We start from the raw sequence: 19052 nt of genomic DNA, 5'->3' as shown, positions 1-19052 counted from the left end.
CCGCCTCAGAGCTCGTCCCTGGACGGTCGCCCGCCGGGGCTGCCGGGCAGCTTCAGGTCCATGCCCAGCGCGCCGCGCAGGGTCCAGAACTCACCACTGTGCAGTACCCGCAACCGGCCGGTGCGCGCCAGTTCGGCCAACACGTGTGAGGGGTCTGGCGCGAACCTCGTGTAGCCGCCTTCGGCGCTCCATTTGCCGGTGGTTGCCAGCAGGTTGTACTCGGCCTGGTCGAAGCGCGGCGCATAACCGAGCAAGGCACCGTCCCGGGCGGTGAGGTAAAACCCGTTGATCGCCAGGCCCTGCTGTTTGAGCGAATGAATGTAGTACGCCAGTTCACGAAAGCTCACGAAGTACTCGCCATACAAGCGCTCGACGCCCATCTGCGGCTGATCCAGCCCGGCATGGAACAGCAGATGCGCCGCCCGCACCTGCAAGCCTGCGGGCCACGGCCCCGTCACAAATAACCGCGCTGCCGTCGCCGAAGGGAAACCATGGTCCGGCAGCTCCAGCACCGGTACATGCTTGCCCATCACCCCGCCGCTCTCCAGCAACGCGCTGATCGCTTGTTGCCCCGTGAAACGCCCGGCGCGAGCGTGGACGAACCCCGCCGCGTCATCTTGATGCGCATGGACCGGCCCCAATGCGCGGTAGTTGTCGCCCGCCGGTTCGACCCCACGAGAGCGTCCCGGCTGCCAGTCTGCGCCGACGATACCGGTCCCCGGCCAATGCTCGCTGGGCACCAGGATCCGCAGCTCGCCGGCCGCCGCCATGCGCCGGATGAAGTCACGTGGGGTGAGCAGCCGCAGGCGCAGCTTCACATCATCGCCATACCCGATAAACCGTGGGTCGCGCACCACGAACCGCAGCAGTGCCCCGTCCGCGCATGACAGGTAAAGAGGCAACGCAGGGCGTTCCTGTGTGGTCGTTACCTGGTACATCGCCTCGATCAGCCGGGACGGCAAAAACAGCCCTTGATAGACGCCGTCGCCTGCCTGTGCGGGCGCGCTCGGCACCACCTCGGACACCTGCGGTGCACACAGGTACAGGCCGCCCAAGGCATAGCGATGAGGGTAACCGGCATCACTGAATACCCGCCGATGCGCCAGGTTGGCGCCGGCGTCAGTGATCGGCAGGGTCGCGATGAAATGCCCGTTGCTGATCGATTCCAGCACATAGCCGAACTGCAATTCGCCACGCGCCCCCGCGAGTTCATGGGCGTAGCGCACAGCGTCATCGGCCTGCACATGCACCGGGCTGCACGCCGGATCGTGGAACGCCTGCACATAGGCACCGTTGGCCGGCGGCACAGGCGCAAAGGGTTGCCAGCCGCGTACCGGGCCTGGGCTGCCCCACAGCGCGCTGCCTCTGACCACGTGCAAGGCGAAGGTCTGGGCAATGCGGTTGACGTACGCGGTGGGCGTCAACTCGCCCTCGCGCAGCATGCGTTCGACCCGGCCGTTGAGCCAGTCATGGTGATTGCGCGGGCGTGTCACCAGGTCGGCGATGGTCACAAGCGGCGCTTTTTCTTCGGGACGCGTGTTCAAACGAAGCAACGTGCCATCGGCGGCCAGCCAGTAGTGATGCATACGCGCCCGCTCGGTCAGGAACACCTGCGCCAGCGCACGGGTGGAAAACATAGAGTCGTACACCTGCGACTGCGCGGGCGACAGAATGAACGGCCATTGCTGCGCCGGCCTCGCGTAGTAACTGGCCACCGGCACCGTGCGCGGCGGATGCTCGCCACGGCTGGCCAATTCATCGGGGAAGATCCACTTCAGGTCGAAGCTGTCATCGGGGACCCGCAAAGGTTCGGTGGCAAAAAACCAACCGTCTTCGCGCCGCAGGACCAGCCCGCCGTAGGGGTGTTCGATGTTCGTCGGCACACGACGACGCACGTACCGCGCGGCATCGTCCATCGACACAAACGCCGGGCTCAGGCGCCGCCGCAGCAACTGCGCGTAGGGCGTCCACAGCCCCGTGACCGTGCCTTCGCGGTCCCAGCAGGGGCTGGCCTGGACGACCTCCAGGCGACCGGAAATCGCAACATTGCGCACAAACTGCAACGGCGTCAGGGTGCCGACATTGAGCTTGGCGCGCACCGTCGCCGCGCTGTCCCCGATGCTGTTGGTTTCGAACAGGCCTTGGGTGGACGGCGACTGATAACGCAGCAGCGCACCGTCCGGCACCGCGATGTACACCGGCGCACCGAGGGGCGACAACAACGCATTGACGCGAGCCTGAAACAGCGCCTCGCTCAAGTCTTCCGGTTCGATGAAAAACCGTTGCAGCCAGCCACGGGTGCCGTTGCCGACCCAGGGTTTGTTGTAGTACAGGCTGTGGCAGTCGAAGCCCTCGGGCAGTGCACCGCCGTACAACCGGGTGAAGGACAGCAGCGCCGACTGGCGGGTTACCGGGACCAACTCGCTGGCGACATATTCTTCGCGCTGGCGATGCTTGAGGACGAACGCAAAATAACGGCTGACATGATCGTCACCGTAGTAATGGGCGGCGTGTCGGTGTCGTTCGCGCGCGGCCGCATCGGCGCTTTCGAAGATCGGCCCGTGGCTGACGGTCGCGGGGCGCTGGAACGTCAGCGCCCGCACCCAAGGGCCCCAGTCCACCTCGACGAAACCGGCTGGGCCCCACAACGCATTGCCGAGCACAATACGCAGCGTTCCCGCTTCGGCCAGGGTCCGTACAACATCGGCAGGCTTGACCTTGCCCTCTTCCAGGCGCTGGTTGATTGCACTGCGCATGCCCGCCGTCTCGCTGGACCATTGCTTGCGCCACGCCAGAGTGGTGGTCGAAGGGGCCAGGGCCAGCAGGCAGTCCTCGGTACCCGACAGGTAGCCGACTTGCCCGGTTGCCAACAGATCGGCAACGTCGTCTGCCAGGAACATCTGCGCATTCAGCTCGGTGTCCTGGCGGGTCCATTTGCGCTCGACCGCCTGGGCCGGGTCGGTCAGCGACAGCGCCGTGCGCGAAGCGTAGCGCCCATGCAAATGGTGGTCGGGATGCAGAATGATCGGCTGTTTCTGCCGGTCCACCGGGTACCCACCGGCGAAGGCAAATGGGCGTGGCCCGGCTGGCAGCGGCTCGGTCACCACGAAGCGACCATCGCCGCGCTTGAGGATCAGCCCGCCGAGCCCCTGCTCGCGGCGCCTGCCGATACGCCGGTGGGCATGGAGCGCCGCGTCGTCGGCGGTGAGAAATGCCGCGCTCAATGCCGGCAAGACAACCTGCGAATAAGGCGTCCACGTGTCGTCCACCGCACCGCTGCGGTCCCACAACGCGCTGGTTTTCTCCACCGTCAACTCACCGGCCCTGGCCACTTGCCGGACAAAATCGCGGGTCAGCAACACGCCCGAGTGCAGTTTGGACTGGAGCTCATCGGCCTCTACCGTGCCGTCGGCGGCCTGGGTGAACAACCGGGATTCGGCGGCTGAGCCGGAGAAGCGATAACGCAAGATCGCTTCATCGCGCACACGGATATACAGTGATGCGCCGAGGGTGGACTGCACACCACGGCTGTACTGGCGAAATTGCGCGATGCGCTGCGCCAACTCCAGGGGGCTGACGAAATGCTTGAACAGCCAGGCTTCCTGATCGGGGTACAGGCCCGGCAAGGGTCGGGAGTGAAAGTAGATGCCGTGCAGGTGGCAACCTGCGGGCAGTAAAGGCAGTTGCCCGCCGACAGAGGCCTCCCGTTCTGGCTCCCCAGCCAGGTAATGCTCATGCCCATCACGCTGCAGGATCAATACGTGCTGCCTGGCGTTTGGCCTGCGCTGGATGCGCGACCACGCATGGGAGAGCGCTTGCTGCTTGTCCATGAACACCGGGCTGCAAGGCAACGCCAGCGCTGGAGCCTTGAAGGGTTTGCGTGGTTGCCAATCAGCGGGCACCGCGCCCACCGAACCGCCCCAGGCGGGAATAGATGCCAGGAAGGTCAAGCGCCCGAGCGACGCCAGCTTCTGGTAATACCCCGCGAGGGTGCCGCTGTGGGCATGGGGCGAATCAAAGCCGCCACGGTTGCGTAGCCAACGGGCGTAGTCCGCGCCGGAGGTGGAATCATCGGGTTCGAACTTAAGCAGTGTGCCATCGGGGCCGGACAGGTAGACGACCTTGAATTGATGGCGGTCCTGGAAAATGATGATGATGTCCGGCTCGGAATAAAACCCCTGGAACGCGGTGACTTCATCTGCCGTCCACGAGGGGTTTTCTCGTTTGACCCAATCGGTCATGTTCGTGTGTGCATGCCAGCCACCGACAATTCGAAAACCTTCAGGGTCCATAAAGTCCTGGCTGACCGGATCGACATCCAGCAGCAGGTTCCAGTTGAACACCGTGGGCCGGTCGGGAATCGGTTCATTGGCCAGATACAGGCCGTCGGACAAGCGTTGCAGCAGCACGCTGGCATGTTCCAGCTGCAACCGTGGGGCCATGCGTTCATGAAGGTAGCGCACCAGATCGTCGGTGCTGATGAACGCCGGGGTCAGCCTGCTCAGTTTGGCGTGGCCCCGTGCAAGTGCAGCGCGTTGCGGGCGCGTGGGTTGGTCGTCCATGTGAACAGCTCCTGGCAGAATCGAAGTGCCCACCATCCTCCCGCGCCCCATTCGCCGGGCGCTAAATAGTTAAGCGGCGCCGCGCACCAAAACAATGCCCGCCCCGCACCACCCAGCTGCTACGGCGCCGTTTCAGTGCGGCCTGCGTAGCCCCCCGCCCGGATACAGCCCTGGACAGCACTCCCGTCAAAGCGGGCACAGCCTTTGCAATCGCCCTTGCATCTGTCCAACAACAACACTTGGGTACACGGAGATCGCACCATGAAGCGTCGCAGCTTGATCAAGGCTTTCACACTGTCGGCATCCATTGCCGCCATGGGCATGAGCTGGACCCTCCAGGCCGCCGAGACCATCAAGGTCGGCATCCTGCACTCGCTGTCCGGGACCATGGCCATTTCCGAAACGTCCCTCAAGGACATGGCGCTGATGACCATCGACGAGATCAACGCCAAGGGCGGCGTGAACGGCAAGATGCTCGAACCGGTGGTGGTCGACCCGGCGTCCAACTGGCCGCTGTTCGCCGAGAAAGGCCGCCAGTTGCTGACCCAGGACAAGGTCGCCGTGGTGTTCGGCTGCTGGACCTCGGTGTCGCGCAAATCGGTGTTGCCGGTGTTCGAAGAACTCAACGGCCTGCTGTTCTACCCGGTGCAATACGAAGGCGAAGAGATGTCGCCGAACGTGTTCTACACCGGTGCGGCGCCCAACCAGCAGGCGATCCCGGCGGTGGAGTACCTGATGAGCGAAGAAGGCGGCGCGGCCAAGCGTTTCTTCCTGCTCGGCACCGACTACGTGTACCCGCGCACCACCAACAAGATCCTGCGCTCGTTCCTGCATTCCAAGGGCGTCGCGGATAAAGACATCGAAGAGGTCTACACGCCGTTCGGGCACAGCGACTACCAGACCATCGTTGCCAACATCAAGAAGTTCTCCGCCGGCGGCAAAACCGCGGTGATCTCCACCGTGAACGGCGACTCCAACGTGCCGTTCTACAAAGAGCTGGCCAACCAGGGCTTGAAGGCTACCGATGTACCGGTGGTGGCGTTCTCCGTGGGCGAAGAAGAATTGCGCGGCATCGACACCAAGCCACTGGTGGGCAACCTCGCGGCCTGGAACTACTTCCAGTCGGTGGAGAACCCGGTGAACAAGAAGTTCGTCGCCGACTGGAAAGCCTACGCCAAGCAACACAACCTGCCGGGCGCGGACAAAGCCGTGACCAACGACCCGATGGAAGCCACCTACGTGGGCATCCACATGTGGGCGCAGGCGGCCGAGAAAGCCAAGTCCACCGATGTCGACAAAGTACGCGAAGCCCTGGCCGGCCAGACCTTCGCCGCGCCGTCGGGCTTCACTCTGACCATGGACAAGACCAACCACCACCTGCACAAGCCGGTGATGATCGGCGAGATCCAGGCCGATGGGCAGTTCTCGGTGGTGTGGCAGACCCAGGAACCGATCCGCGCACAACCGTGGAGCCCGTACATTCCTGGCAATGACAAGAAGCCGGACTATGCGGTGAAAAGTAACTAAGCCCCAAGCGCAGATAAAAATGTGGGAGGGGACTTGCCCCCGATAGCTGAGTGTCAGGCTCTGCATGGGCTGACTGACCCACCGCCATCGGGGGCAAGCCCCCTCCCACATCAAGCTTGTCCGCGCATGATCAGGACATTTTGTTATGCCTACTGCCCTGTACCGTTTCATCCTCACGGCCCTGCTGTTGCTGCCTTTGGCCGCACACGCCAGCGACGCCGAAGACTTCCTGGCCGCCAACCCGACGCAACAAGCCAAGCTGCTCCAGGACTGGGCCGCCCAGCCTGACCCGGCGCGCATCGAGTTGGTGGACGCCCTGCAACAAGGTCAACTCACCGTCAACGGTGAGACCAAAACCGTGCGCCTGAACAACCGCCTGCGCGGTCTGATCGATAACGTGCAGGCCAGCCAGCAACTGCTCGCCGCCGACCCCAAGGTGCGTCTGGCGGCCGCGAAGACCTTGCAGAAAAGCGCACAACCCGCGCAGTTGAAATTCCTCGACCAACAGGTCGCCACCGAAACCAATGAGCAAGTTCACAGCGCCCTCAGCCTGGCCCTGGCCAACCTGCAACTGGTCGACACCGACCCGGCCATTCGCCTGAATGCCGTGCGTTTGCTGGGCAATACCGGCGACCCGCTGGCCCGTACGCGCCTGGAAGCCCTGCTTGCACCGGGCGTCGAAAGCGATGCCGCCGTGCACACCGCCGCCGAAACCAGCCTGGCCCAGGTCAAGCGCAAACTGATGATCGGCGAGCTGCTCGGGCAAGCCTTCAGCGGCATGTCCCTGGGTTCGATCCTGTTGCTCGCGGCCCTGGGCCTGGCGATCACCTTCGGTCTGCTCGGCGTGATCAACATGGCCCACGGCGAGATGCTGATGCTCGGTGCCTACTCCACCTACGTGGTGCAACTGCTGATGCAGCGCTACGTACCGGCGGCCATCGAGTTTTACCCGCTGGTCGCGCTGCCGGTGGCGTTTTTCGTCACCGCCGCCATCGGCATGGCCCTGGAGCGCACGGTGATCCGTCACCTCTACGGCCGCCCCCTGGAAACCCTGCTGGCCACCTGGGGCATCAGCCTGATGCTGATCCAGCTGGTGCGCCTGGTGTTCGGCGCGCAGAACGTCGAGGTGTCCAACCCGGCGTGGCTGTCCGGCGGGATCCAGGTGCTGCCTAACCTGGTGCTGCCGTACAACCGCATCGTGATCATCGCCTTCGCGCTGTGCGTGGTGCTGCTGACCTGGCTGCTGCTGAACAAGACCCGCCTGGGTCTCAACGTGCGCGCCGTGACCCAGAACCGCAACATGGCCGCCTGCTGCGGCGTACCCACCGGGCGCGTGGACATGCTCGCGTTTGGCCTGGGCTCGGGCATTGCAGGCCTGGGCGGCGTCGCCTTGAGCCAGATCGGCAACGTCGGCCCGGACCTGGGCCAGAGCTACATCATCGACTCGTTCCTGGTGGTGGTGCTCGGCGGTGTCGGCCAGTTGGCCGGCAGCGTCACGGCGGCGTTCGGCCTGGGCATCGCCAATAAAATCCTGGAACCGCAGATCGGTGCCGTGCTCGGCAAGATCCTGATCCTCGCGCTGATCATTCTGTTTATCCAGAAACGCCCGCAGGGACTCTTCGCACTGAAAGGACGGGTGATCGACTGATGAACCAGCCATTGATGCTCACGGCCACGCAAAAGGCCGGCCCCAAGCTGACGATTGCCCTCGGCGTGGTGATCCTCGCGGTACTGCTCGCGCTGCCGTTGCTGTCACTGTTGCCGCCGGACAATCTCTTTCACATCTCGGCCTACACCTTGACCCTGGTCGGCAAGATCCTCTGCTACGCCATCGTCGCCCTCGCCCTCGACCTGGTGTGGGGCTACGCGGGCATGCTGTCCCTGGGCCACGGCCTGTTCTTTGCGCTGGGCGGTTATGCCATGGGCATGTACCTGATGCGCCAGGCCTCCGGCGATGAGTTACCGGCGTTCATGACCTTCCTGTCGTGGACCGAACTGCCGTGGTACTGGGTGGGCACTGAGCATTTCCTCTGGGCCTTGTGCCTGGTGGTGCTCGCGCCGGGGTTGCTGGCGCTGGTGTTCGGCTTCTTCGCCTTCCGTTCGCGGATCAAGGGCGTGTATTTCTCGATCATGACCCAGGCCCTGACGTTTGCCGGCATGCTGCTGTTTTTCCGCAACGAGACCGGCTTTGGCGGCAACAACGGCTTCACCAACTTCCGCAGCATCCTCGGGTTTGGCATTACCGAGCCGGGCACGCGGGCGGTGCTGTTTGTCGCCACCGTCGCCTTGCTGGTGGCAAGCCTGTACATCGGCTGGCGCCTGGCGCAGAGCAAGTTCGGCCGGGTACTGACTGCGCTGCGCGACGCCGAGAACCGCCTGATGTTCTGTGGCTACGACCCGCGTGGTTTCAAGCTGTTCGTGTGGGTGTTGAGCGCGGTGTTGTGTGGTTTGGCCGGGGCGTTGTATGTGCCGCAGGTGGGCATTATCAACCCCAGCGAAATGTCGCCGACCAACTCCATCGAAGCCGCCGTGTGGGTGGCCCTGGGCGGGCGCGGCACGCTGATCGGCCCGTTGCTCGGCGCCGGCGTGGTCAACGGCATGAAGAGCTGGTTCACCGTGGCCTTCCCGGAATACTGGCTGTTCTTCCTCGGGGCGCTGTTCATCCTCGTCACCCTGTACCTGCCCAAGGGCGTTATCGGCCTGTTGAAGAAATGAGGAACGTCATGCTGGAACCCATTTTCGATGCGGGCAGCGGCCGCGATGCCATCGGCCTTGGCCAGGCGGCCGGCAAGGGCCTGAACACCCGCCACGGCACCATCCTGACCCTGGAAGACATCAGCGTGAGCTTTGATGGCTTCAAGGCCCTCAACGACCTGAACCTGTACATCGGCGTCGGCGAACTGCGCTGCATCATCGGCCCCAACGGCGCGGGCAAGACCACGCTGATGGACGTGATCACCGGCAAGACCCGCCCCAGCCACGGCACCGCCTGGTTTGGCGAAAACCTCGACCTGACCGGCATGAGCGAAGTGCAGATCGCCCAGGCCGGCATCGGCCGCAAGTTCCAGAAGCCCACGGTGTTCGAAGCCCTCAGCGTGTTCGAAAACCTGGAACTGGCGCAGAAGACCGACAAATCGGTGTGGGCCAGCCTGCGCGCACGCCTGAGTGGCGAACAGAAAGACCGTATCGATGAAGTGCTCGACACCATCCGCCTGACCGCCTCCGCACCGCGCCAGGCCGGGTTGCTGTCCCACGGCCAGAAGCAGTTCCTGGAAATCGGCATGCTGCTGATGCAGGACCCGCAATTGTTGCTGCTGGACGAACCGGTGGCGGGGATGACCGACGCCGAGACCGAGTTCACCGCCGAACTGTTCAAGCGCCTGGCGGGCAAGCATTCGCTGATGGTGGTGGAGCACGACATGGGGTTTGTCGGCTCGATTGCCGACCACGTGACCGTGCTGCACCAGGGCAGCGTGCTGGCCGAAGGGTCGCTGGAGCAGGTGCAGGAAAACGAGCGGGTGATCGAGGTTTACCTCGGTCGCTGACCAGGACACTGGCTTGCTTTATGTGGGATCTAAGGAGGTTTGAGAATGCTGCAAGTCGACAAGCTGCACCAATACTACGGCGGTAGCCACATCCTGCGCGGGCTGTCCTTTGACGTGAAGATCGGCGAAGTCACCTGCCTGCTCGGGCGCAATGGCGTGGGCAAGACCACCTTGCTCAAGTGCCTGATGGGCCTGTTGCCGGCCAAGGAAGGCGCGGTGACCTGGGAAGGCCAGGCCATCACCGCGTTCAAGCCGCACCAGCGGGTGCATGCCGGCATCGCGTACGTGCCCCAGGGCCGAGAAATCTTCGGCCGGCTGACCGTGGAAGAAAACCTGTTGATGGGGCTGTCACGCTTTGGCGCGAAGGAGGCCAAGGAAGTCCCGGCCTTCATCTACGAGTTGTTCCCGGTGTTGCTGCAAATGAAACACCGACGCGGCGGCGACCTGTCCGGCGGCCAGCAGCAACAACTTGCCATCGGCCGGGCCTTGGCCAGCCGCCCGCGCCTGCTGATCCTCGACGAGCCCACCGAAGGCATCCAGCCCTCGGTGATCAAGGAAATCGGCGCGGTGATCCAGAAGCTCGCCGCACGCGGCGACATGGCGATCCTGCTGGTGGAGCAGTTCTACGATTTCGCCGCCGAACTGGCCGACCAGTACCTGGTGATGTCCCGGGGCGAAATCGTGCAGCAGGGCCGTGGCGAGCACATGGAAAGCGAGGGTGTGCGTGGCCTCGTCACGATCTGAGTCGAGTCTGCTGCGCTTTGCGCAACTCCATCAGAAAACGCGATGCGACATGCCCCTTGGGTTGCCAGAAACGGTCGGGCTCCAACACATGCAACCGACCGGAATTGAACAAGACCGTGAGGGCTTCGCTGGTCTTGAGCCGGGGTTTGTCCGATTCGGGGTCGATCCAGCCAGACAGCAGCAGGTCGTGCTCGACGCGCTCGAAACTGGGCGCGTAGACCAACAGGGCGCCATTTCTGGGAGTGAAGTAGTAGCGGGCGCCAGCCACTTTATCCTGCCTTAACATGTCGACCACAAACCTGAACTCCTTCTGCGAGATAAAGTTTTCGGCGATAGCTTGTTCATGTCGGTCAGCCAGCCGCTCCGGATTGGCCTCCCACTTGTGCAGTTGCTGTACGCCCATGACGCGGTAACCCGCAGGGTATTTGGGACGCGGTTGAGTGCGTTCATCCAGGTTCATCACCCAGCCGAACAGGCGTCGATAAGCACTCGTATTCATACGTAGCCCCACGTGGACACTCGGCCCGCTGTCGTCCACCGGCTCACTGGCGAGATAGCTGTTGCCCGCTGCATTTTTCAGGACAGCCCCCATGCTCGCCTTGCCTGGAACAGCCGGTGAGCGGCGCCACATATACCGCGCGGCATCATCCGGATGAGAAAACAGCGGCCCGAGCACCACCCGCGCATCCGGGTCTGCGGCGACCGCAGCTGGCGCACGTTCACGCCAGGACTGTGACACCGGCGCTTGGCCGGCCCAGACCGCCCCCGTCACCAGCACCTCGAGCTGCCCGGCACGAGCGACCTGGCGAATGTAGTCGTGAGGGTTGAAGTTCCCATTCAACGTGCGGATATAGGCCTGCAACTGCGGCTCTTCGTCCCAGTTACTGTCCAGGCGTGAGGCACGGTATTTGAGCAGGGCGCTGTCGGCGCAGGACAGGTACAACGGCAGATAAGGCGCAGCCCCGGCATTTGTTTTCGTACGCACCACCGCCAACGCTGCACGCAACAGACTCGGCGGGATGAAGGCGTGATAGACCGCTGATGCGCGCAACTCTTGCGGCTGACGAGCCGGGGCGCACAGATAGAGCGCCGCAACCGTACAGCCCACCGGCAAACGCCCGCCCAGCAACACCCTGTCGTAGGGGAAACGTCGGTCTTCACCGTCCACCGGTAGGCTGGCCATCCAGTGACCATTGGCCAACTTGAAGATAAAACCGTAGGTCAGCCGGTCTCGCTCTCCGGCGCTTTCATGGGCGTTGCGCGCGGCGTCATCGATATGACTGAACACCGGCCCCAAGGCGCGATCGGCCGTGGCATGGATGAACCGGTCAGGCGCGGTAAAACCACGCGCAGGCAGCCATCCGCTGCCCAGCACCTGAGCATTGCCCCATAGCGCACTGCCTTGCACCACGGTCATCGAGGCGACCTTGAGCAGCCGATTGACGAACGCCACAGGCGTGAGGCTACCGTCGCGCATCTGCTTCTCGAGCGCGTTGCTCAGCGGGTCGTGAGGCGTTTGCTCAGCCGGTGCCAGCGCTTGCCGGAGCGCTTCAAGGTCGTTGGAAAGCGGGCCTTGCTGGGTCGCGTCCGTTGCGCTCTTGCAACTGAAACCGATCACCGAGCCATCCAGCCCGAACAGGTACTCATGGCTCCACAGGTGCTGGCACGTGAGCGCCGTGCCCAGCACATCGGTGGACAACATCGCTCGATAGACCGCCTCGCCGTCCTCGTCCAGCACCAAGCTGGGCAGTACGTCCCGCCGCGAACGGTAGCGCGCCACCAGCGTCATGCCTGGGGCCAACCAGTCCGTACGCACGTCTTCATCCGGCAGGATCCATTTGGGATCGAAGTTCTCTGTCGCGACGGGCAGCGGCTCGGTGGCGACAAACAGGCCGTCGACGCGCTTGAGCAGCAAGCCGCCGTACACCCTGTCGCGGCGATTGCCCAGGCGCTGGTGGGCGTAGCGCAGCGCATCCGCCTGGTGAAAGAACGCCGGGCTCAACGCCCTGCGACTGAAGTCGGCATAAGGCAGCCAGTCGGCGCCCAGCCTGCTGCTCTCCTCGTCCCAGCATTCACTGGGCACCAGCACACCGAGCCAGCTCGTGCCGATGACTTTTCTAACAAATGCCTGGGGTGATAGCTGGCCTCCGCTCAGTTGGGTATGCACGTCTTCAAAGGTGCCGGACGCCTGTTTTTCCGGGTCGAACAACGGCGTCGAGACAGCCGTCTGGTACTCGAGCACGGCGTTGTCCAGGGTTGAAATAAACACGGGTAAGGTCACGCTGCTACCCGTATCACGCCAACGCCGGGCGGACAGGAAGGCGCTGTACAGGTCGGCCGAAGACAGGAAGTGCCGAGCCAGCCAACGCTGCGGATTCTGCAGGTTGTCGGGCATCCACAGGCGCGCGTAATACAACCCGTGCAATTCAAATGCCTGCGGAAAAATGAACGCACCGTCATCGCGGTTACCAAACAGACTCGCCAGGTTGAACAACGGATTGGCGCCATCCGCAGGGACAAGCTGGCTCAGCACGTACTGGTCCTTTTGCGCGTGCTTGAGCAAAAAAGCAAAACCCGTCTGGGCCGCGTAATAGCCCCGGCGCAATCGCTTGTGAGCGTCTGCAACCGCTTCCCTGGCAGTGGAAAACACTGCGCCAAACGCCACCTGCTGCGGTTTTTCAAATGTCGCCGCCGGCGCATAGGCACGCCAGGTTGGCGAGACACTGCCAGGCAATCCCCACAACGGACTGCCGAGCACAATGCGCAAGCCGCTGGCCGACAAGTGCCGCACCCGGGCCTGCGGTTCGCGGGGCGCCGAGGAGGTGTCCGGGTTCAATTCATCCAATTGGGCCTTGGCGCCCGTAAGGTCAAAGGCAATCAGGCCGTCCTCATCGCAGGAGAGGTAGCCGGTGGAGACCCAGTGCCGGTTGCCGATGAGGTTGCGCAGATCGGCATCGCTGAACAGTTGCCAATCGACACTGGCCTCCTCCCGTGACCAGCCGTTGCGCTGCATGCGGGTCTTGTCCAGCCGGGTAACCGACCGGCATGACGCGTATTGCCCGTAGAGCACGTAAGGCTCGGGGACCAGCAACACACCGTTGTGGTCCGCCGGAAACACCGTGCCGATGGCAAACCGCTGTGCCTCCAGACAGGCCACCGGCAGCGTGGCGACAAAACGCTGGTCGGGTGTCTTGAGGATGCAACCGCAGTATTCAGCATAACGATCGGCACCCACCTGTTCATGGGCAAACCGTGCGGCATCATCGGCCTGCAGAAACGGCGCACTGAACTCCGGCATGCGGTAGCGCGCAAAGGGCCGCCAGGTTGGTTCCACGCGGCCCTGGATGTCCCACAGCTTGCCGGCCACCAACACCGACAACTCGCCCGCCGCCGCCACCCGCAGTACATACTCCGTAGGCGTCACGGCTCCGGAGCGCAAACTCGCCTGATGGCCATTATCGTTGACCTCCCCGGTAGGTGTGACGCCATACAACTGGCTCTCCAACCCCGTCCCGCTGAAGCGGTATTGCAATTGCGCGCCGTCCCGCGTGCTCAAGTACAGCGCACGCAGCGCCCGGTTCGACTCTCGGGCCTGGGCGATTGCAGCCGCCAGGTCCTGGGGCGCGACAAAGCTTTCGTACAACCAGTGTTGAAGGGTTTTCATCCCAGTACCGGGCAGCGACTGGTAGCAAATTCCGTGGACCTCATACCCCTCGGGTATCAGCGGATCACCGTTGGCATCCTGGGTAAAAACCGATGACGGTGAAAACATCCGGCTGCCGATGGGCGCAGGCTGCGTCGAGAAGTACGCTTGGGCTCCGGTAGCTTTCAAAATAAACGCGACTTGTCGCAGCTGCGGCTTGAGGCCGAACTGCCCGTGCGCCACTTCAGCGGCCAGTTCCGGGAAAGGTACGATCCAGTTGTACGGCGGTTCGACAGGAGACACGGAGACAAACGACTCAAATGCGTTCCATGTCACAGGCAGCCTGCCACGGGAGTTGCCGAAGACCGCGTTCGTCTCGATGACATGGAACTCACCCAGGCTTGCCATCTTGCTGACGACTTGCAGGGGCGTGCCACGGAAACCATCCATGCGGGGCTTGAAGATACCGGTGTCGATGATCGCTGTCAGCGCCGTATGAAACTCGCGCTCTTGTGGGCTGCCGCTGCTCACATACTTGACCAGTGAACCCGCCGTACCCGAATAGTAAAGGCAAGGAATGGGCTGACCATCCGCCGTCAGGCTGGCGACATAATTCCGATAGGGAATCGTCAGCGTCAACAGCAGACGCTCATCCAGCGAGCGCCTTCCTTCAACGTCCGGATGGGAGGCCAGCATCCGTTTCAGTTCTTCCGGGTTGCTGCCAACGGCAACGAAAAAACCGTAATAGCGATAATCTGCCGGCAACGTCAGGACGTCGAGAACGCTACCTTTCGACATCCCCATACCCACCAGCCGGTTGATATCGGCGATCAGTCCGGTTGCCACGAACTTACCGTCATTGCGCTGCAGGATGTAGCCAAAATGAGAGATATCACGCCGCAATACTTGCTCACAGAGGTAGCGGGCAGCGTCATTGGGCCTGAGAAAATCCGGGCTGAAGTGGGGCCGTAACTCTTCAAACCACGGCTGTATTTTTCCAATGCGTGGCCAAATCACCCCCGCCTTCAAGACCGCCATCTCGCCCATGCTAGCCAACCGGTCAAGGTAACGGAACACCGTGAGCGCGCCGGTCTCGATCTGCCGTTGTGCGATCGCCCCGCCCTTGCCCAGCAACGACGACTCGGCATCCGTGCCCGAGAGCCTGTAACTGTTCAAGCCGCCATCGGGGAGCCGCTGCGACAGGGTCGGCGGGCGCAGGGGGTCAAAGAGAGCGGGAGCGTCCGCCAACACCTCGATCAGGCTCGCCAGGTGCGCGGGTAAAAAAGGTGGCCTGGTTTTATCGACCAGGTGCATCAAGACGCCCTCGATCAGAAAGCCTGGCGGCAGTTGCGTCTGACCGTTGGCGTCACGCGGGAATAGGGTGTGCGGCGGCCCCCATTCATCCAAGGTACCCTCGCCAGGCACATAGACGTATTCATCGCGGCCTGCGGCCTTGAGCAGATACCCCCAGAGTGGCTGGTCAAACGCCTCGTCCGTAAAGGCAATCAGCGCTGACAGTTGTGAGAATGCAAAGACAGCGGAAGAGAACGGTTGCATCCGCTCGCCGCCCTTCAAGGGCGTGTTCTTCACCCACTCCTTGAGCACCCAGTCCTTGCTGACCCGCCCGCGCACACCGCCCCAGGCAGCGTTGGGCACCAGTACCCACAGCGCGCCGGCCTCGGCCACCTCCGGCACATAGTCCGTGAAAAAGTCGATCTCAGGGTGGATGGCGGGGTCCAGCCGGGTCAGAAACGCCTGCAACTTTGCCTGGGTTCGCACGACAAATTTCAACAAAGTGCCATCTGGCCCCGACAGATAATGCGCCGGTACATGGCCGCTCAAGCGAAAAATGACCTGCATGTCGGGGTAAGAAAACAAGCCGCGCAGAATTGAACGCTGCCTGGCCGGGAACATCCTTGAGGGAAAGTCATCATCGGTATCAGGATGGGAGTGGTAAAACCCGGAGCAGGTGTAATCCGCCGGCAAGATCGGCTTGCCATCCTTGATCGGGATCACGCTATCGAGCGCTATTTGCTTGGTCGCACCCTGCTTGGGCACTGTCGCGAAATACTGGCCTGCGTGCTTGAGAATCGCACCGCCGTACTCGCGTTCGCGCTTGCTGCCTATTTGGGTATGGGCCCAATACGCCGCATCATCGGCGCTGATAAAGGGTGGGCTGAGGGCAGGCAGTTGCCCATCTGAGACGGGGTTTTGCCGAACACCATCGGGTTGTGGCATGTCATGGATGTCCATCGTGCAGCACCTTCGGGAAGGGTCGAGGAAGAAACGCCCATCTAACGCTCCCGCCCTCCCTGAAGGGGCCTAACTATATCTGGCCGAGCGCACCACAACAGCGCATTGAATAAATCGCTCAAGACGGCACAGCACCACAACAGTGCACACCTCCATCAGGACCGACCTCTAATCCGTGTTTCACCCCGGCACGTCCTTTGCTACACCTGAGGAAAAGCTGTTCAAAAAAGACCTCAAGCACTCACCATGAACCTGCCCGCACCCACCGCCGTGTTCACCCCCAGCTGGCATGCCGAGCTGGAACTCGGCTACGCGCGTTTCGCTGACACCACGCGCCCGGTGATGCGCCGCCACCTGGGCCCGCTGCGGGTGCAAAAGCATCTGTACGCCGAAGGACCCGAGGTGTGCCAGCACATCATCGTGCACCCGCCCGGCGGAATTGCCGGTGGCGATCGTCTGGACATCCGCGCCCATGTCGCCGAAGGGGCCTGGGCCCAACTGACCAGCCCCGGCGCCGCCAAGTGGTACCGCGCCAAAGGCCCTGCGTTCCAGCAACTCGAATTGAGCGTTGAGGCCGGTGCCACGCTGGAGTGGCTGCCCCAGGAAACCATCGTGTTCAGCGCGGCCCAGGCCGAACTCACCACGCGCATCGACCTGCAGGGCGATGCCCGTCTGTTTTACTGGGACGTGGTTGCCCTGGGTCGACCGGCCAGCGGTGAACGCTTTGCTCTGGGGCATTTTCAATCACAGCTGGATATCCGCCGCGACGGCCAGTTGCTCTGGCATGAACGCCAGCGCATTGTGGGCGCCGACGGCTTGCTGGAGTCGCCCATCGGGCTGGACGGCCAGCCAGTGTTCGCGACGTTGCTGCTCACCGGCGATATCGAACCCGAACTGCTGGAAACCTGCCGCGCCCTGCCCCACGCCGTGCGCGGCGACCTGACCCAATTGCCGGGCTTGCTGGTCGCCCGCTGCCTGGCCAGTGAAGCGCTGCTGGCGCGCGCATGGCTGATCGATTTATGGCGCCTGTTGCGCCCGGCGGTGCTGGGCCGGGAAGCCGTTTCACCACGAATCTGGAGCACCTGAACCATGGACCTGACCCCACGGGAAAAAGACAAACTGCTGATCTTCACCGCAGGCCTGGTGGCCGAACGCCGGCTGGCGCGCGGGGTGAAGCTCAACTACCCGGAAACCATCGCCTATATCTCCGCCGCACTGATGGAAGGCGCCCGTGACGGCCGCACCGTGGCCGACCTGATGCATTACGGCACCACCCTGCTCAGCCGCGAACAGGTGATGGAAGGCATCCCGGAAATGATCCCGGACATCCAGGTGGAAGCCACTTTTCCCGACGGCACCAAACTGGTCACCGTTCACCAACCCATCGCGTGAGGCCTGGTCATGATTCGTGATGCAACCCAAAACGACCTGCCGGCGATCCGCGACATCTACAACGATGCGGTGCTGAACACCACGGCGATCTGGAACGAACAACCGGTGGACCTGGGCAACCGCCAGGCCTGGTTCAGTGCGCGGCATGCCCAGGGTTATCCGATCCTGGTCTCGGTGGAAAACGATGAAGTCACCGGGTATGCATCGTTCGGCGACTGGCGTCCCTTCGAAGGTTTCCGCTACAGCGTCGAGCACTCGGTGTACGTGCGTAACGACCAGCGCGGCAAAGGCCTCGGCCCACGGCTGATGCAAGCGTTGATCGAACGTGCGCGTGAGTGCGGCAAACACGTGATGGTCGCCGCCATCGAAAGCGGCAACCAGGCCTCGGTCCACCTGCATGAGCGCCTGGGCTTCGTCACCACCGGGCAAATGCCGCAGGTGGGTATCAAGTTCGGCCGCTGGCTGGACCTGACCTTCATGCAACTGGCCTTGAACCCGGGCGCCGAACCGCCCAAGGAGTGAGATCGATGAACGCCGCGCAGCTGCGTCGAGTCAATGCTGAAAGTTTTGCCCATTACCGCCTGGGCTTGATCGAGCTGTTGCTGGACGCGGTCAGGCATGGCGCTTCGGTCGGCTTCATGGCGGACTTCGATGAGGCCCAGGCGCGGGCTTATCTGGGCACAGTGCAGGCGAGCATCGAAGACGCCAGCCTGCTGCTGTGGGTGGTGGTGCGCGACGAGCAGGTGATCGCCAGTGTGCAATTGGCGCTGTGCCAGAAAGCCAACGGCCTCAACCGCGCCGAAGTGCAAAAGCTGCTGGTACACAGCAATGCACGGCGCCATGGGTTGGGCCAGCAACTGATGCACACCCTGGAGCTCGCCGCACGCCAGCACAAGCGCGGCCTGCTGTACCTGGACACCGAAGCCGGCTCCCCGGCCGAAGCCTTCTACCAGTCGCTGCGCTACACCAAGATCGGCGAACTGCCCGACTACTGCCAAAGCCCGGACGGGCGCTACAGCCCGACCGCCATCTACTTCAAGACACTGGGGCAACCTGCATGATTCCTGGCGAATACCGGATCCAGCCTGGCGACATCGAACTCAACGTCGGCCGGCGCACCGTCACCCTCAGCGTGGCCAACAGCGGTGACCGACCGATCCAGGTGGGCTCGCATTACCATTTTTTCGAGACCAATGACGCGCTGACATTCGATCGTGCGGCGAGCCGTGGCATGCGCCTGAATATTCCGGCGGGTACGGCGGTGCGGTTCGAGCCGGGGCAGAGTCGCGAGGTCGAGTTGGTGGATTTGAGTGGTGGCAGGCGGGTATTCGGGTTTGCAGGTCGGATCATGGGTGATCTTTAGGGCCTTATCGGGGGCAAGCCCCC

General features: G+C 63.1%; 12 protein-coding genes. 10 read left to right on the top strand and 2 right to left on the bottom strand.

Annotation, left to right across the window (positions count from 1 at the left end):
- Window positions 1–5 precede the first annotated feature (5 nt).
- Entirely contained in the window at window positions 6–4562 is a 4557-nt protein-coding gene (locus M2497_RS03865; protein WP_248485899.1) for a hypothetical protein, read from the bottom strand.
- Between the two features lie 261 nt (window positions 4563–4823).
- On the opposite strand from M2497_RS03865, the gene urtA reads away from it, so the two are divergent.
- From urtA to urtE, 5 genes are all read left to right on the top strand, one after another.
- Window positions 4824–6089 (top strand): urea ABC transporter substrate-binding protein, encoded by a 1266-nt coding sequence (urtA, locus tag M2497_RS03860; protein ID WP_248485898.1) that lies wholly within the window; start codon window positions 4824–4826, stop codon window positions 6087–6089.
- Window positions 6090–6234: 145 nt separating this feature from the next.
- Window positions 6235–7737 (top strand): urea ABC transporter permease subunit UrtB, encoded by a 1503-nt coding sequence (gene urtB, locus M2497_RS03855; RefSeq protein ID WP_248485897.1) that lies wholly within the window; start codon window positions 6235–6237, stop codon window positions 7735–7737.
- Window positions 7737–8804 carry an urea ABC transporter permease subunit UrtC gene (gene urtC, locus M2497_RS03850; protein ID WP_248485896.1) on the top strand — a complete coding sequence of 356 codons (1068 nt, stop codon included), beginning with the start codon at window positions 7737–7739 and terminating at the stop codon, window positions 8802–8804. Before urtB ends, urtC begins: the two co-directional genes overlap by 1 nt.
- Window positions 8801–9634, top strand: coding sequence for an urea ABC transporter ATP-binding protein UrtD (gene urtD / locus M2497_RS03845; RefSeq protein WP_248485895.1), 834 nt, complete (start codon window positions 8801–8803; stop codon window positions 9632–9634). Before urtC ends, urtD begins: the two co-directional genes overlap by 4 nt.
- A 45-nt stretch (window positions 9635–9679) precedes the next feature.
- A complete protein-coding gene (gene urtE / locus M2497_RS03840; RefSeq protein ID WP_058423552.1) occupies window positions 9680–10378 on the top strand; it encodes an urea ABC transporter ATP-binding subunit UrtE in 699 nt (232 codons plus the stop codon).
- Here the strand turns inward: urtE and M2497_RS03835 are convergent.
- The gene (locus M2497_RS03835) at window positions 10368–16274 is read right to left on the bottom strand and encodes a DUF4329 domain-containing protein (RefSeq protein WP_248485894.1); all 5907 of its coding nucleotides are present in this window, start codon (window positions 16272–16274) and stop codon (window positions 10368–10370) included. The genes urtE and M2497_RS03835 overlap by 11 nt on opposite strands.
- A gap of 246 nt (window positions 16275–16520) precedes the next feature.
- Between M2497_RS03835 and M2497_RS03830 the strand changes: the two genes are divergently transcribed.
- Genes M2497_RS03830 through M2497_RS03810 form a run of 5 tightly spaced genes read left to right on the top strand, consistent with a single transcriptional unit; the run spans window position 16521 to window position 19029 of the window.
- Window positions 16521–17360 carry an urease accessory protein UreD gene (locus M2497_RS03830; RefSeq protein ID WP_248485893.1) on the top strand — a complete coding sequence of 280 codons (840 nt, stop codon included), beginning with the start codon at window positions 16521–16523 and terminating at the stop codon, window positions 17358–17360.
- A 3-nt stretch (window positions 17361–17363) separates the two neighbouring features.
- On the top strand, window positions 17364–17666 hold the full coding sequence (gene ureA, locus M2497_RS03825) for an urease subunit gamma (RefSeq protein WP_003171437.1): 303 nt from the start codon (window positions 17364–17366) through the stop codon (window positions 17664–17666).
- 9 nt (window positions 17667–17675) lie between these two features.
- Window positions 17676–18188 carry a GNAT family N-acetyltransferase gene (locus tag M2497_RS03820; RefSeq protein WP_179028622.1) on the top strand — a complete coding sequence of 171 codons (513 nt, stop codon included), beginning with the start codon at window positions 17676–17678 and terminating at the stop codon, window positions 18186–18188.
- Window positions 18189–18193: 5 nt separating this feature from the next.
- A complete protein-coding gene (locus M2497_RS03815; RefSeq protein WP_248485892.1) occupies window positions 18194–18727 on the top strand; it encodes a GNAT family N-acetyltransferase in 534 nt (177 codons plus the stop codon).
- Window positions 18724–19029, top strand: coding sequence for an urease subunit beta (locus M2497_RS03810; RefSeq protein WP_058423547.1), 306 nt, complete (start codon window positions 18724–18726; stop codon window positions 19027–19029). Before M2497_RS03815 ends, M2497_RS03810 begins: the two co-directional genes overlap by 4 nt.
- Window positions 19030–19052 lie beyond the last annotated feature (23 nt).

Source organism: Pseudomonas sp. CYM-20-01, from assembly GCF_023169845.1.
GTDB classification, from domain to species: Bacteria; Pseudomonadota; Gammaproteobacteria; order Pseudomonadales; family Pseudomonadaceae; genus Aquipseudomonas; species Aquipseudomonas azotoformans.
Note: the sequence above shows the minus strand (reverse complement) of the source record. Positions and strands in the feature narration are given on the sequence as shown.